Below are 14,414 nucleotides of genomic sequence, written 5' to 3' on the forward strand. Positions count from 1 at the left end.
TCCAGGGCAGCAGCGGCTCATCGAGCCTCTCCCTGCACCTGTACGTCGCGGGGTGTGAGCCACCAGGAGCAGCGGGCGACCTTCGCGTGCAGGACTAGCGGACGCTCAGCGGGGCCGGCCAGCCATTCGGAGACCGCGGTCAGATCCGCCGGCCGTCGGACCACAGCGCTGTCGCAGCCGTACCCTTGGGCGATCCGCGGCAGATCGACGGCGGGGTCGGATTCGTCGTCCTCGTCATAGACGACGACCAGCAGACGTGCGCGCAGCCTCGCCGCAGTCTCCAGGTCAGCCGTGGCGGCCAGCACGCCACCGGCGTCGAGGGAGATCACTGACAGCCGGTCCGGTCTGGCCAATGCCGCACCGATCCCACTGGCCAGACCGAGTCCACATGCCGGGGCGAGACAGAATCCTTGGGCGTCCGGCACGCGTAGGTAGCTGACGGGATAGCCGATCGCGGCGCCCGGTTCGACGGTCGAAGTGCGCTCCGCGGGCAGGATCGCGTCCAGCACCAGCGTCAACGTTCGCGGGTCGATGCGGTCGCCCTGCTCCAGCACGGGCTCGTAGCCGACGTCACTCCACCTGCTCAGTTCGGCGATCCGCTGCCGTACCAGCCTGGTGCGATACCCGGTCCGCCGCTGCGGCAGCGCTTGCCGGACCACCTCGGCGGTCCAGCCGGCGTCGCCGGCGATGCCGAGGTCAATGCGGCGGTGTGCGCCGAGCGCGGCGGGGTTGATGTCGATCTGAGCCACGCATGCTTCGGGCGCTATCAGGGAACCGTGCCACGTGGTCCAATCGTCCAGCGCGCAACCCCAGCCGATCACCACGTCCGCCGCCGCCATCAGGTCGGCCGCGCCGGGGGTGGCCAGCACACCAGTGACGCCGAGGTTCCATGCGTCGCCGCCGTACAGTCCGTGGGCGGCTACCGAGGTGGCGAGCAGCGCGCCCGCGTGATCAGCCAGGCGCGCCAGCGTCTGTGCGGCGTGCACGGCTCCGCGTCCGGCGATGAACACCGGCCGGCGCGCGGACATGAGCAGCGCCGCGAGATCGTTCACCGCTGCGGCGTCCGCCAGCGGGACGGGCGGCGCGTCGAAGTCTGGTACGTCGCGATGTGGGCTTTGATTGTGCGCTTGAACCCGGAGCACCAATGGGCGACGGCACGCTCGGGCGGCGCGCGCCGCCTCGGTGACGAGCTTCACCGCCCGGCCCGGCCTGCCCACGTCCACCACCAGGGCGCCCACCGCCTTGAGCAGGGACGACTCAGCGAGCGGCAGGCTGGTGTCCGGACCGTGAGAGGCGATCACGAGCAGTGGGGTTCGGTTCCTCACGGCCTCAAGCAAGCCTGGTAGCGCGGCGGCCAAGCCTCCTTCGTGTTCGAGGGTCAACGCGGCGAGGTGCCCGCTGATCCGTGCGTACGCCCCGGCCATGACAGCGGCGCTCTGCCCATCGCGCGAGGTCACAGAGTCCAGATGATGGTCAGCGAGGGTCATGGCCAGGTGGGCATTCATCTGGCCGGCCACGCGGAACACGCTGCGTACTCCCCCGGCGGCGAGCGCCGACGCCAGCTCCGCTGTGGGGTGATCCGGCTCACCGATCACGGGGCCGGCGTTTCGCGGTCGAGTGCGGCCAGCGCGGCGTCTATCTCCGCGATTCCCTGCCGGGCGTAGGTGTGAATCGCACGCATTCGCTCCATCGAGCGGATGTCGGTCGTCCGCAGCAACGGCACCGTGTCGATACGGCCGTCCCACTCCCCCGGTTGCCGGCCCCGGCTGGCGATCAACGTGTGCTCGCGCGCGGGAACAGGGGCTTGAGAACTGGCGGTCATGCGGGTCCTCCCAGGTGCGAAACAGCGGTGGGCAGGCTCATGCGCGTGTCTGAGGTGGTGGAGCGGGCGCGGCGGGGATCAGTCAGGGCGGTCAGTTCGTCTTCCGCGGCACTGGCCATGGCCTCGAAACGCGCGCGTTGCCGCAGGAGTGCCTCTCGTAGTCGGGCGATGTCCTCCGGCCGCGCCGTTGCGATCGCCAGGTCGGTGACTTCGTCCTCGGTCTTTTCGGCGTGGTTCTTCCGGATCGCTCGCGCCAGCGCGCAACCGGCCAGCAGGACGATCGTCGTCATACACGCGAGGAGCACCTCGTACGGGCGAGTGACCGCAGGCGTGGTGGTGTTCGTCAGGTAGGCGAGCGCGATGGCCGGCCCGATGGCCGCGCCGAGGATGCGCGCGGTGGTGATCGTGCCGACCGCTTCTCCATAGTGGTGGGGGTCCACCGCGAGCGTCCCGGAGATCGTCGCGGCCGTGGTCAGGATGCCGAAACCGGCGCCCATGATGATCAGGGCCGCTGTACCACCGAGTGGTGACATACCGGAGATGACAAGGGTCAGGCAGCCGATCGCGCTGAGCAGGGCGCCCGCGTACACGGCCCATGAGGTGCCGAGGTGACGGGTCAACCGCGCGGCGAGCGAGTTGATCATGGTGACCGCGGCTGACATGGGCGCCAGTACGAGGCCCGCTCCGGACGGGCTCATTCCGGCCTCGCGCAACACCATCGGGCCTACCACGAGGATCGTGTAGGCGACGAGTCCGTACAGGAGTGATGACCATGCCCCCCACCCGAAGCCAGGACACCGCCAGAGCGGCCCATCGAGCACGCGGCCTGGGCGTCGGCGGGAACGGGACACCATGAGTCCAGTCCCGGCCAGTGACACCGCGATCGCGATCACCGTGGAAGGCGAGGTCCATCCCCAGTTGCTGCCGCAGGTGATGAGCAGCACCAGGGCGGCGACGGTGGACGTCATGAGCGCCATACCGATCAGGTCAAGATGCACGCGGTGCTCGGCTCGCGAGCGAGGCAGCAGCGGAACCAGCAGGAGCACGGCCAAGGCCGTCATCCCGATGGGAAGGCACAGCGACCGCCAGCCGAAATGCTCGATCACCACCCCGCCGACGGCCTGCATGGTCAGCCCACCGATGCCGGTGGCCGATCCCCACAGCGCCACAGCGCCACGGGACTGTTGTTGGCCGACGCCTCTCAGAAGCAGCGCGAGGGCGGACGGCAGCATGAGCGCCGCCCCTATCCCCTGCGCCAGTCGTCCGGTAAGCAGCAGGGCCCATGTGGAGCCGAACGCCATGGTGAGCGCGCCGACCGCGAACGCGGCCAGGCCGACGGCCAAGACGGCGCGCCGCCCGACCCGGTCCGCCAGACGTCCCGCCGGAGTCAGCAAGGCGGCTATGGCTGCGAGATACGCGGTGGTCAGGAGGCTGACGTGTGCCACCGGAACACCCTTGGTGACGGGATCGTGGCCGAGCATCGGCAGAAGCAATGTGGAGGCCAGGGTGTCGGCCATCACCAGCCCGGCCACGGTCGCGCACACCCACTTCACCCGCCGCTGGGAGGACGGGCGCCGGTGCGCTGGACTCGCGCCTGCCTTCGTGTGATGCCGTGTTGCCGGCGCTGGCTGCTCGGATTGCGTAGTCACGACCATCGCGGGCTCGTCTCGGGCCACCTGCCGTGGTTGATGACGCTGACCGCGATCAATCGCTCCGTCAGTCCTGCCGCCGGACCACCCGCTACCAGCGCCGGCGGGTCGCCCGCCTGGTCCGCGGCGGCGTAGGTGAGAAGTCGTCCCGCGCGCAGCCAGGGCGCGGCCGCCGTCAGAACCCGGTGAGCGGCTCCTCGGCAGTCCCCCGTGCGGTCAATCTCATGCCACATTGACATGGCGAGAAGCCGTGCCGACACCAGATGGCCCTCGCAGGCTTGCGCGGCCCTGGCTTCGAGCCCGATCACCTGGGCCAGCAGCGTCTGATGTTCGGCCAGGTCGGAGTGGCGGCGCCATCCGTCGACATCGGCCAGCCATCCAGGCCAGCGCAGCCGTTCCCTGATGTGGTTGAAGGCGGCGGCAGCGATCGACTCACCGCTGCTCCGCCCCGGTTGCTCCCATAAACGGGCGCTCAGGGCGACCACGGTTTGCGCCGTGGCCGAGTAGTCGCTCAGCCGGCCTTGGAGTGCCATGCGCAGCAGACGCGCGCGGTGCGTGAGGAGCCGGGAACTCCATCCCAGGACCACCAGTCCTTGAGCGTCGCGCTCGAGCTCGGCATGAAGGCCGAGCAACTGCAGCTGGTGCTGGATACGGTGCAGCGCCGCCCAAGGGGAACTCACACCTGTCGCGGTGGTGTCCAGCCAGATCCGCAGGCCACCGTCGACAGCGAGATCGCCCGTGCGAACGGCGGGTGCGTCGGGCAGAGCATGCCGGCAGACGCGGTGGACGACAGAGGTCAGTGAATGTGCACCGTGAGACGGGGACAGCCGGTGGTTGAACGTCATGATGCATCTCCGAGTACGACTCGTAGGCAGCAGCGATCAGTACCGAGCGCGACACATGGAACCGTTCTCGCCCACCACGTCTCACCAATAAATGGGTGATTCATGAGGCGATGCGCTCATTTAATGGTGAACACCATGTCGAGCAGTTAAGGGGTATGTCAAGATCCCTTACCCATGTATTGTTAGATTCCCGGATCAAGGCCTTCATCTATGGAGGTCCAGTGACGAGGAGCGGGAACCGTGAGGGACACCAGTGAGACGCCTACGCCTCGCGAGCAGGAGCGGGAGCGAGTGATCGCCGAGCGGATTCAGCGCGCCCTGACAGGCAAGAGCGACAAAGAACTGCAGGCAGCGCTGGGCTGGAGTTCCAGCCAGATCGGCCGCGCCAAGCGAGGAGAAATGACCAATCCCACAGCCAAGACCATGGGGGCGCTGCAGACGCTCTTTCCCGACATCCCGCTGGGCTACTGGGCAGGCGAAGCAGCTCCGTCCGACGAGACGCCCTCAGCGGAAATGCTCGTCCTGACACGCAGCATCGGTGACCTGGACGAGGAAGCGCGGCAGCAGATCGTCGACTTCGCGAACATGGTCCGCCGCGTGCACGGCTTGCCTCCCGTGAACAAGTGACCGTCCACGACTCCCATCCCTGACCGCCTCCGGAGGATCACATGTTCCGCCTACCGCGCCGGACACTGTACAAGCAGCTACAACGCGAGCACGCCGCGCTGTTGCGGCAGATCCCCGACCCCTTCAATGTGGATCAGTTCTGTGTCCTGCTGCGCCGCCTGACGGGCCGGAACGTCGTCGCGCACCCTTTCGAACTGGGCCGGTTCTCACGACTGGACGCGTGCGGAGTGGGCGGCCTCTACATCCGGACGAGCGACCTGGACATCATCGGGTATGCGGGCTACGTGCCGGTTCCGCACCAGCTGATGATGATCTTCCACGAAGCCGCGCACCTAGTCTGCGGCCACTACCGGGAGCCCGAAGCCCGCCAGGGCATCGCCGCGCAGACCATGGCGCCCTCCCCCACTTCCTCTCACCCGATGCTGCGGATCTTGACGCGCAGCATCGGCGGACTGGACGACGAAGCCAAGTCGCAGATCGTCCAGTTCACCAACCTCGTCCAGCAGACCCACGGTCTCCCCCTCGTGGCCGGCCGCTCCGACATCGAGGCCGTGATGGGCCGCTCCCTCCGCGACAGAGGACCATTAGAAAAGGAAGCCGACGCCCTGGCCATGGCTCTGGGAGATCGGGTGCGCCGGGGCGGGCTCCAGAGCCTCAACCCCGCCCAGGGCCAAGCCCTTCGCGAACTCGCCGGACCCCTGATTCACCCGTACCGTGATGAGTAGCGCGATCATCGCGCTGGCCCTGGTGCCCATGTGGATCATCGCGCTCCTGCGCCTGCCCGGAATCCGCAGGTCACCCCGGCACTTCCTGATCGCCGTCGCACTCACCAGCGGTTGCCTGAACGCCACCTTCGCACCCCAGCCCGCGGTCCACTCTTGGCTGATCCAGATCAGCGGCCTGCCCGGACTCCCCTTCGCCGCCGAGATGGCCACCGGAATCATCGCCCTGTCAGCGGTCCACGGCTGGCTGCTTATGGGCTGGGCAGCCGACCGACGTGAGTCGATGACGGTCCTCTGGCGAACCTGGGCAGTGGCTGGCGCTCTCATCGCGATCACCTCCACCCTGGCCCTCACCCAGCACCTGAACAGCGCGTTCACTTACCACGCCGTCGGACACCACCACGCCTCCCCCGGACAGATGATCACCCTCGCGGTGTACGAGGGATACCTGCTGTTCGTCTTCGTCAGCGCGACGATCTTCTTCACCTTGCTCGCCCGCACGTCCGCCTCCCGGCTCACCAAGACCGGCCTCTACCTGATGGCCATCGGCAACTTCGGCGGGGCTCGCTCGGCGTACACGCTGCTCTACCTGGTGCCCGATGCCCTACCCGGGATTCCGTCATGGCCCTGGCCATGGTCGGCCGACCTCGCGGCGGTCATCAACTACCCCGGCTACGCCCTGGGCTTCATCGGCCTCGCGCTACCCGCCCTCGCCCTCCCGCTGCACTGGCACCGCGCCCGCCGCGACCTACGCCTGATCTCCCCGTTATGGCGGGACCTACGAACCGCCTACCCCAGCGTGATCCGCATCCATGAACGCCTGCCGACCGGTGCCCTGCTCATCGCCGCGGTCACCGAAATTCACGACGCCCTCGGACTCCTGGCCGCCTGGCCGCAATCGACCGCCCTCCTCGCCGAAGCGCGCTCAGCAGTCGAGGCGGCCGACCTTCCCGAGGACCGCCTCGAGGCGGCCGCGTACGCCGCATGGATCGCCGCGGCCCTCGCACAGAAACCTGATCTCTCGTCCGAACACAGCACGTGGACCTACGGTCAGACCGCCCAGGACGACATCCCGGGCGGCATCTCCTGGATCGCCGCCATCGCCCGCGAATACAGTGCGGGCCCGCTCCCCCTCACCTCGAATGCCACGGCCTCCTGAGTGGAAGTCATCCAAGCGATCACCACCTGACACCACGTCGTGATAGCCCGTGACCACGACTTTTTGGGACGCCGCGTTCGCATCGCGGTGGCCGTTGAGGAGGTGTTAGCCGCGATAGCGGGCACGAGCTCGGCAGAGGTGGCGCGGCGTCAAAGGTCCCCGAACGCCTCTTCGGCCCAGTCGCGCACCGGAGGCCGGGCGAGGGTGACGTACTCACCGAGGAGTGCCTTGACGTGGGAGCGGAATTCGCGGGAGAGCTGTTCGCGGTCGGCGGCGAGTTGCCGCAGCAGGCGGGATGCGTAAGCAGTCCGGGCCGGTGAATCCTCGATTGGACGGCTGTTGCGGATCACTATCAGGCAATCTTCATAAGCCTGTTGCAGGTCACTCGCACCTGTCGGGTCGCTGGAGGCCAGCCAGACGCGGGTAAGGGCATTGGTGACGGACATCGCCAGGTCTGGACTCACCACTCCGATCGCGGTGGTGGCCTCGACGTCTTGAGGACCCCTCACATCACCGTAATCCAAGGCGCTGACCAAAACGCTCAGTGAGTGCCACGCGAGATCCTCGGCGAGATCACACGTGAAGTGACTCTCTCTGATCAGGTCGTGCGTATGGTTGCGTCGCCAGCCGGACCCTTCGCGCATCTCGTGACCAGGAGGCGCGTAATGCATCCAGAAGATGTCCAGCTCGGGGGGATCCCACAGATCCTCCTCGCGCACGTTGACCTTGACCTCGCGGTCGCCCGCGTGCCAGATGCGCTCCAGCGAGAGGAAGGCAGCGAGGTAAGCCCAAGCCTCGCCTGTGAATTGAGATCTCCACAGCATTGCGTGCTGGCACCATGCACCCGCCGGGTATCGCACCTGGGGAAACAGCTCGCACCCGTATACCGGACCCCCGATGATGACGATCAGCAGCAGCAGGTTCGCCGAGTACGCGGCGTGACGGACGGGCTCGCCGAGATGTGCCGGGCGGTAGGAAGCATGAGCCACGCCAGCGTGTGCTGACAGGGAGCCGTGGAACGCGGTGAGCAGCTGCTCGCGTAACAGCGGCCGACGATCGTCACCCACCTGACCGGCGAGTTGCTGGAGGAAGTTGATGATCTGGCCTCGGCTGGTCAGCGGGGCGAAGGAGAGCAACGTGCGGACGAAGCCGTCGTCCACCACGCGTCTGCTCCGTGCAGAGGCTACTGCCGCCAGGTCGAGGAGTTCGCGCAGGATCAGCCGGGCGACGAGGAATTCGCCGAAGGTCGCGTGTAGGAATTCGCAGGTGGTGAGCCTGGCATCCTTGCGCAGCGCCTGTGCCTGGTGGATGAAGAAGAAGCGGCCGATGACCTGCTGACCCGGGCTCGGTGGGGCGTGGAAGTCGCGAGCGGCGCGCTCAGCGGCGGGTGCCAGGGACAGCGCGAGCAGGTCGGCCGACAGCTCGTCCTCGGTGACCCATTGGCGGCCCCGGTTGAACATCGCGAAGCCCGCGATCGACAGCCGCAGCAGCTCGTTGTCGATCTCGGCCTCCAGCGGCGCGCCCGCCAGTTCCGGCCGGCTCTTGCGGAGCTCGCGTTCGGCGAAGCTGCGCAGGATGCGTTCGTACAGGTCGGCGTGGTCCAGCGTCTGGGCGTGCCGTTGCAGTGCGTTGTCGGTGGCGTCGTACAGGGCGAGCATCAGCAGCAGCAGCGGCTGTGCGGCGAGTTCCGGCTGGCGCAGCGCCGCCTCGGCGGGTAGCGGGAGGAGGCCGCGCGTGGCCAGGTGCGCCGTATTGTGCTGATTCCAGACGTCGAGCCACTGCTCGACCTGCTGGTCGGTGAAGGGCTCCAGCCGCAGAGCGGTCGCGCCGCCGCGCGGGACGCGGGCCCGGTCGGCGACGGCGATGCGGCTGGTGACCAGGACGGCCACCGGGCGGCCCTGGTCCGCTTCACGCTCCTGGAACCGTACGACCTGCTCGAGGTAGTCGGTCTGACCGATGCCGGTTGCCTGCAGCAACTCGTCGAACCCGTCGAGCAGGATGACGGGCAGCGCGCCGCCCGCCTGTCCGGCCAGAGCCGGCCAGGTCAGATTCTCGCCGGTCGCGTCCCTGATCGCGTGCTCGATCTGGGACTGCAGATCCGTGTCGGCCGGGACGTCACGCAACGCCACCCGCACGGTCAGGAAGTCGGACGCGGGCAGCCGCGCCGCCAGGACCTGGGTGAGCACCGACTTTCCCGATCCCGGCTGCCCTAGCACGATCAGCGGGTACTGGGTGGCGGCGATCGAGGTCAGGTAACTGATGAGGAACTCCTGCAGGTCATCACGTACGTCGTGGTCGGCCCACCACTGCTCCTGGTCGAGCCGTGAGACGTGGCTGACCTCGGCGACCTTGAACTGCGGATTCACGTACGCTGCGGTCAGCGAGGGGATGCGCAGCCCTTCGGGGACGCCCCCGGTCGCCACCACAGGTCGTTCGAGGACCCGGTGATAGCGCTTGGCCAGAAGCTGGCGTCGCTCGCCCAGGGGCAGGGTGCTGGAAGCGACCTCCTCCAGGACTCGCCCGAGCCCTTCCAGCCCGGCATGCAACCGCAACAGTCCATCCTGCGTAGCGAGATGGTCGAGCCGGTTCGCCCAGAACGCCACCTCGGGGAAGTCGCCGGCCAGCGCCCGCAGATGATGCTCATAACGACGCATCGCCGCCTCTGGCACCTCCTCGGTCAGCACCCGGGTGAGCTCATCCGTGGAGTTTCCATCCAGGTAGGCGACCAGCCGCTCGCTGAGAGAGACATAGAACGCCCGCAACGTCTGCGGCATGGGCGCGGCGCCGGGGCGCACCGGCTCTCCGGGGACGTCGCTGTCGTTGAGCACGCCGACCAGATCTTTCAACCGGTCCGAGGAAGGTGACGCGCCGGTCGCCAGGCCCACCTGCGCGGATCTGCCCAAGCGCAAGCGTCCGACGTCGAAGGAGGCCGTCGCGGAGTTGACTGCCTCGAAGTAACCGGTCAGGACGATCACCTTGTGGGCGGCGACGAGGCGCTCGGACCTGTCAAAACGACCCAACCCACGCAGCCGGTCCGCCAACCCACCGACCAGGTCACCGCTGAGGCGAGCCAGCTCGCCCTTGGCGTCGAAAAGGCTGAGGGCAAACTCGGCGCCACCACCGGTGGCAGCCAGCAGCACGCCGCCGGTCAATCTGTCCAGAGCGGCAACCAGCGCACTGTCGGAGCCGCCCAAGAGCTTCACGGCATCGGCAGAGCAGAGTCTGTCCGGCACCCGAGCCCTCCCCACGCGCACCTGCTGTCCATGGTGGCCGATGGGGGCGGCAGCGTACAGCGGCCTGGGCGGCGGGCTACGGCTGCTGGAGAAGACCTACGGTGCCGCTGTATCGACGTCGTGGGCCTGGTCGACGCTCGCCTGGGGCTGAACGTAGGCGACCGAGGTGCGTCGTTGACCTCTCATCACGGGAGAAGGGGTGACACGTCGATCCAGTCTTCTTGGGATCGACGTAGTTCGCGTATCGCCATGGTCCGAACTGGAGGACCATCCTCGGTGACTAGCGTGGGAACGTGTGGACGCCTTCTCTTCTCAGGCGGATCCTTCAGCGCGTCGCTTCAATGCCTGATTGAGCTGCTCGAATACCGGCTCGAAGCGGCGCAGCATGGACCACATCATGGGAGCGATGGCCCCGGTCACGGTCTCGCGGTGAAGGAGGTGAGTGCCGCCACGCTCCGCATCGGGCGACAGAACGAAGTCATGGACAGAGCTGCCGACGCCCCGCGCCAACAGGGTGGTTCGCCACGCAAGGCGCCGTGGCGCAGTCGCCTCCTCCACTATCGCGCGCATCGGCATGAAGACACGCCCTCCGGGCCACATGGCAGTAGGCAGCGTGAGCCGGCTCCCCACGACCGCGGTGCCGCGCATCCTCGGGACCAGAGGATTCCACTCCCCATAGGCGTCGAAGTCACAAAGGATCTTCCAGACCTGCTCGGGCGATGCCGAGATGTGATTCTCCGTTCGGACCTGGTGCACGTCTCACCTCGCGGGTGTCGTCGCTCGTCTATGACGGAGATTCCGCCATAGATGGACATGATCTCACCATACATGGATGGAGGATCTTGGCATAGGCCGAACTGGAACGCTTGGGGCCGATCTCACCCGGTCGTAGAGGGGGGCTTTCAGGCCCGGAGCATCCCCCACGTGCGGAGCCGATCGCGCGCTGGTGGTCAGCCTGCCCGGGATCGTCGGAGCATCCCCGTGTCGTGCGGGGGCGATGCCGTACCGGAGTGGATGCTGGTCGTGCCCACCGGAGCATCCCCGCGCGTGCGGGGCCGATCCACCGGAGAGCGGCCCGGGCGAGGAGATTCCCCGAGCATCCCCGCGCGTGCGGGGCCGATTCCCTGAGCCAGGTCTCCAGCTCGGCGCGGAGCGGAGCATCCCCGCGCGTGCGGGGCCGATGCCGCCGGGGACGGGGTCGGCGTGGTAGGCGTCGGAGCATCCCGTGCGGGAATGTTCTGCTCGCCCTGGTGTGGGCGGTTAGGGAGACCGTGGGGAGCCCGGCAGTCTCATACGACCCCGGTTTCGCACGGTCTTTGTGTCACGAAGTGGTTCACGCACCGGTCTCTTACCTGCACATATAGCGGTACGTGACATCATCCGTCATCATCCAATCCGGAACGCTGCGGACTTTTAATCCGTAGGTTCTGGGTTCGAGTCCCAGGCGCCCTACCTGCGAAAACAGCAGTTATCGATCTTGTTTCAAAAGGCGATGACAGCCACCTTTGACAGCCAAGAGGGCCGGACCCCGTCAGGAGTCCGGCCCTCGCATGTCTTTGATCACCCGAAAAGCCTCTTGGCGACCGCGTCAACGGCCGCCCGTTCGATGTCCGGGAGCACGTGCGTGTAGGTGTTCATGGTCAGTCCGATCTGGCTGTGCCCCAGCGTTTTCATCACGGTTCGAGGCGAAGCGCCAGAGGCGAGTAGGAACGAGGCGCAGGCATGACGCAGGTCATGAAGCCTCAACCAGTCGAGCCCCGCCCTCTTTCGGGTAGCCCGCCACCGGGTGCTGAGATTGCCCGGTTCGATGGGTGTTCCGATCGTGGACGGGAAAATGACCCGAAGTTCTGCCACCGCTTGCCCGCGGCGAGCTGTTCGGCCGCCTGAGCCCGCTTGTGCTTGCGGAGCACCGCCAAGGTCGGTTCCGGCGCAGGAACGACTCGGCGAGACCGGTCCGTCTTGGGATCGACGAACTGAAGGGAGCCGTCCGCCCGCTGAAGCGTCTGCCGTACGGCGAGCAGCCCATTGGCGAAGTCGACGTCATCCCAGCGGAGCCCGAGAAGTTCGCCACGCCGCAAGCCAAGCGTCAGCGCACAGACCCAGAAGGCTTCGAGCCGATCGTCCTTGATCACATCGAGCAGCCGTCTGGCCTCCTCGATCGTGAGCACCCGAGCTTCCTCCCGGCGCACTGCCGGAGTCTTGACGAGTTTGGCGACGTTCCGATGCACCAGCTCTTCACGCTCGGCATCAGCCAGTGTGTTCCGGATCAGGCCATGGATCTGCTTGACGGTGGCGGTGGACAGCCCTGATTCGGCTTTGGCTTCAACGAGCCGACGGACATCGGGGGGGGGGGGTGAGCTTGTCGAGCTGCTTCCGGCCGAGCGCAGGCTTGATGTGGTCTTTGATCAATTGTCGGTAGCCTCGGAGAGTCAACGGCCGAGTTCCCTGCCGCCGCTTCATCTCAACCCACTCGTCAAGCCATTCGGCGAATTTTCGAGGCTTGGCAGTGAGGTTCTGCCCCTTGCGCTGAGCTTCTCGGAGTTCTGCGAGCTTGCCGAGTGCTTCTTTCTCGGTGGCGCCGTAGACGGTCTTGCGGTTCCGCTTGCCGTCCGTCCAGCCGAGATCGATCTGTCCGACCCAGCGCCCATCGTTGCGCTTGAAGACGGAGCCCTCCCCCTGGGAGCGGCGACGCTTACGGCTGCTGGTCATGCTGCCTCCTGCTCGATTGCCGAAACGAAAGCGGTAAGCGCCTCAACAGGGATGCGCCGCGAACGGCCGATTTTGACCGAGCGCAGTTCTCCGGAAGCCATTAGTTCGTAGATCTTGGTCTTGCCGATCCCGAGCATCTCGGATGCCTCACATGCGGAGACGAGAAGCTTGTTGCCGGTGATCACGCCGCCACCTCCAGAGCTGAACTCGGGACGGGGTGTCCGTCTGCTCTGGCTTGGAGTTCGATCAGGCGTGCGCGGGTGCGCCGGCGGTTGGCGACCTCACGCAGCAGCCGTTTGGCCAGCGGGGTGCGGTTGGGGTCTTTGGAGGAGACCGGCCGCCAGACGTAGCGGTGCGGGTCGGTCACGGTCTCGTCGGACAGGCCGAGCATGTCGAGCACCCAGGCCCGGCGGTCGGCCTTGTGTTCGCGCAGGGTCTTGTTGGACCACTTGCGGGAGACCAGGATGCGACGGCCTGCGTAGCCGAGGTGTTCGGCCTTGTGCGCCTTGCCGCGGCATCGGCCCGGCAGCATGCCCGCCTTGGCGCTCTTGGGCTGGATGCCGTAGCGCAGCCAGTTCGCGCATGCCGGGGAGCAGGGTTCATACCGCAGCGCTTCGACCATGCGGGTGGCGTGGTCGTGACGAGCGTGGTTGGCGACATCTTTAGCCTTGGGCTTTCATCACGAATTTCGGGAGCTTGATCGTTTGCAAGAGGAAAGCACGTTTGAGCTGGAGGGATGAGCTTGTCGAGAGTCCTGTTCATGCCAGTTCAGAAGGCACTCTTCGCGTGAAAATCAGCGCCTCCCACCGCAAGATCACCGCATCCGCCGACGGTGTGAGTGGCTTCAGTCTGGGCGGCATCGGTCGAGTCTCGCCGATCGCGCACACATGGAATTGTCGGCGTTCGATCCGGTTGGTGCGAGCCTGAGGCATGATGTGCAACGTGCCGCCCATGCAAGCAGATCGTTCCAGGATGGCGTTAGGTGTGTTCGGCGGAGCTCTCGCCTTGATACTCGCTTTCGGTATCGCTCTGATGGGAGGATGGGCCCCCTGGTCACCGACGACTGGCACGCCGGAGGCGAGCGACATGCCCAGCGTCCCTTCGGACGCAGCCGAGCCGGAATGGATCTCTGCCAGAGAGCGCGCCATTTTCCTGGCGACGTTGAGTGCCATCGATCCGCAGCTCGTAGTCGATCAAGAAAGTGCGGTGCACTACGGCATCGCCACGTGTCTGGACATCCGGGAGGGTGCCGACGACGGCGAGCCGGGACTAGTGGAGAAACGGGTGCGCTTCCGGTTTGGGCGCGGAGGCGCCGACGTTAGCCAGAGTCAAGCACAGAAGATCGTGAAGGCCGTCAATGTGTGGTGCCGCTAGAGAGCCGGCTGTTGCCCGGCACCCCATGCGTGATCAGCTTGCCTAGCCGTGATGATCAGCCTCGCGGTGATTTTCCCATAAGTTGATCATCTACATGAGAAAAGTGCTTCCGAGCTGGGAGGATGGGGCTTGCCTAGAGTCCTGTCCGCGCCAGATCAAGAAGCACTTTCCACATGAAGACTATCGCCTCCCACCGCACCATCACCGCCTCCGCCGACGGCACCGGGCTGCTCTCCCACGCCGGCAGCCTGCTGCTGCTCAAGACCCTGCACCT

General features: G+C 66.7%; 14 protein-coding genes and 1 pseudogene. 4 read left to right on the forward strand and 11 right to left on the reverse strand.

The window, feature by feature from the left end; genetic code table 11:
* Positions 1-17 precede the first annotated feature (17 nt).
* The 4 genes from B0I32_RS53930 to B0I32_RS53940 form a co-directional block, all read right to left on the reverse strand.
* Positions 18-1,595, reverse strand: a complete 1,578-nt coding sequence (locus B0I32_RS53930) for a thiamine pyrophosphate-binding protein (RefSeq protein WP_181308848.1) — start codon at positions 1,593-1,595, stop codon at positions 18-20.
* Positions 1,592-1,822 carry a hypothetical protein gene (locus B0I32_RS57200; RefSeq protein ID WP_146178701.1) on the reverse strand — a complete coding sequence of 77 codons (231 nt, stop codon included), beginning with the start codon at positions 1,820-1,822 and terminating at the stop codon, positions 1,592-1,594. Before B0I32_RS57200 ends, B0I32_RS53930 begins: the two co-directional genes overlap by 4 nt.
* Positions 1,819-3,354, reverse strand: a complete 1,536-nt coding sequence (locus tag B0I32_RS53935; RefSeq protein ID WP_181308850.1) for an MFS transporter — start codon at positions 3,352-3,354, stop codon at positions 1,819-1,821. Before B0I32_RS53935 ends, B0I32_RS57200 begins: the two co-directional genes overlap by 4 nt.
* A 113-nt stretch (positions 3,355-3,467) precedes the next feature.
* On the reverse strand, positions 3,468-4,316 hold the full coding sequence (locus tag B0I32_RS53940) for a hypothetical protein (protein WP_146178703.1): 849 nt from the start codon (positions 4,314-4,316) through the stop codon (positions 3,468-3,470).
* Positions 4,317-4,556: 240 nt separating this feature from the next.
* Between B0I32_RS53940 and B0I32_RS53945 the strand changes: the two genes are divergently transcribed.
* The 3 genes from B0I32_RS53945 to B0I32_RS53955 are packed head-to-tail and all read left to right on the forward strand — an operon-like array spanning position 4,557 to position 6,824.
* On the forward strand, positions 4,557-4,943 hold the full coding sequence (locus B0I32_RS53945; RefSeq protein WP_146178704.1) for a hypothetical protein: 387 nt from the start codon (positions 4,557-4,559) through the stop codon (positions 4,941-4,943).
* A 41-nt stretch (positions 4,944-4,984) separates the two neighbouring features.
* Positions 4,985-5,668 (forward strand): hypothetical protein, encoded by a 684-nt coding sequence (locus tag B0I32_RS53950; protein ID WP_106253096.1) that lies wholly within the window; start codon positions 4,985-4,987, stop codon positions 5,666-5,668.
* Between the two features lie 28 nt (positions 5,669-5,696).
* Positions 5,697-6,824: a DUF6545 domain-containing protein gene (locus tag B0I32_RS53955; RefSeq protein ID WP_146178705.1), complete on the forward strand. Its 1,128-nt coding sequence runs from the start codon at positions 5,697-5,699 to the stop codon at positions 6,822-6,824.
* A 149-nt stretch (positions 6,825-6,973) separates the two neighbouring features.
* Here the strand turns inward: B0I32_RS53955 and B0I32_RS53960 are convergent, their stop codons facing one another.
* From B0I32_RS53960 to B0I32_RS53980, 7 genes and pseudogenes are all read right to left on the reverse strand, one after another.
* Positions 6,974-10,057 (reverse strand): NACHT domain-containing protein, encoded by a 3,084-nt coding sequence (locus tag B0I32_RS53960; protein ID WP_106253100.1) that lies wholly within the window; start codon positions 10,055-10,057, stop codon positions 6,974-6,976.
* Positions 10,058-10,369: 312 nt separating this feature from the next.
* Complete coding sequence (locus B0I32_RS53965) at positions 10,370-10,813, reverse strand: SRPBCC domain-containing protein (protein ID WP_106253101.1); 444 nt, start codon at positions 10,811-10,813, stop codon at positions 10,370-10,372.
* An 804-nt stretch (positions 10,814-11,617) separates the two neighbouring features.
* Positions 11,618-11,911 (reverse strand): tyrosine-type recombinase/integrase, encoded by a 294-nt coding sequence (locus tag B0I32_RS61300; RefSeq protein WP_219912510.1) that lies wholly within the window; start codon positions 11,909-11,911, stop codon positions 11,618-11,620.
* Complete coding sequence (locus tag B0I32_RS61305) at positions 11,800-12,225, reverse strand: site-specific integrase (RefSeq protein ID WP_219912511.1); 426 nt, start codon at positions 12,223-12,225, stop codon at positions 11,800-11,802. The genes B0I32_RS61300 and B0I32_RS61305 overlap by 112 nt, the downstream gene beginning before the upstream one ends.
* Positions 12,226-12,379: 154 nt before the next feature.
* Complete coding sequence (locus B0I32_RS59380; RefSeq protein ID WP_219912512.1) at positions 12,380-12,766, reverse strand: N-terminal phage integrase SAM-like domain-containing protein; 387 nt, start codon at positions 12,764-12,766, stop codon at positions 12,380-12,382.
* A complete protein-coding gene (locus tag B0I32_RS53975; protein WP_219912513.1) occupies positions 12,763-12,951 on the reverse strand; it encodes a helix-turn-helix domain-containing protein in 189 nt (62 codons plus the stop codon). Before B0I32_RS53975 ends, B0I32_RS59380 begins: the two co-directional genes overlap by 4 nt.
* A pseudogene (locus B0I32_RS53980) lies at positions 12,948-13,409 on the reverse strand (replication initiator); the annotation flags it as partial. The pseudogene B0I32_RS53980 and the gene B0I32_RS53975, both read right to left, overlap by 4 nt.
* Before the next feature lie 308 nt (positions 13,410-13,717).
* Here B0I32_RS53980 and B0I32_RS53985 point away from each other — a divergent pair.
* Positions 13,718-14,140, forward strand: a complete 423-nt coding sequence (locus tag B0I32_RS53985) for a hypothetical protein (protein WP_146178706.1) — start codon at positions 13,718-13,720, stop codon at positions 14,138-14,140.
* Positions 14,141-14,414 lie beyond the last annotated feature (274 nt).

It is taken from the genome of Nonomuraea fuscirosea (assembly GCF_003001935.1).
Taxonomy (GTDB): Bacteria; Actinomycetota; Actinomycetes; order Streptosporangiales; family Streptosporangiaceae; genus Nonomuraea; species Nonomuraea fuscirosea.

What these genes read in the sequence shown, in the direction of transcription:
- B0I32_RS53985 (WP_146178706.1), top strand. Translation starts at nt 13,718, where the DNA reads ATGCAAGCAGATCGTTCCAGGATGGCGTTAGGTGTGTTCGGCGGAGCT.
- B0I32_RS53940 (WP_146178703.1), bottom strand. Translation starts at nt 4,316, where the DNA reads ATGACGTTCAACCACCGGCTGTCCCCGTCTCACGGTGCACATTCACTG.
- B0I32_RS53955 (WP_146178705.1), top strand. Translation starts at nt 5,697, where the DNA reads ATGTGGATCATCGCGCTCCTGCGCCTGCCCGGAATCCGCAGGTCACCC.
- B0I32_RS53950 (WP_106253096.1), top strand. Translation starts at nt 4,985, where the DNA reads ATGTTCCGCCTACCGCGCCGGACACTGTACAAGCAGCTACAACGCGAG.
- B0I32_RS57200 (WP_146178701.1), bottom strand. Translation starts at nt 1,822, where the DNA reads ATGACCGCCAGTTCTCAAGCCCCTGTTCCCGCGCGCGAGCACACGTTG.
- B0I32_RS59380 (WP_219912512.1), bottom strand. Translation starts at nt 12,766, where the DNA reads ATGACCAGCAGCCGTAAGCGTCGCCGCTCCCAGGGGGAGGGCTCCGTC.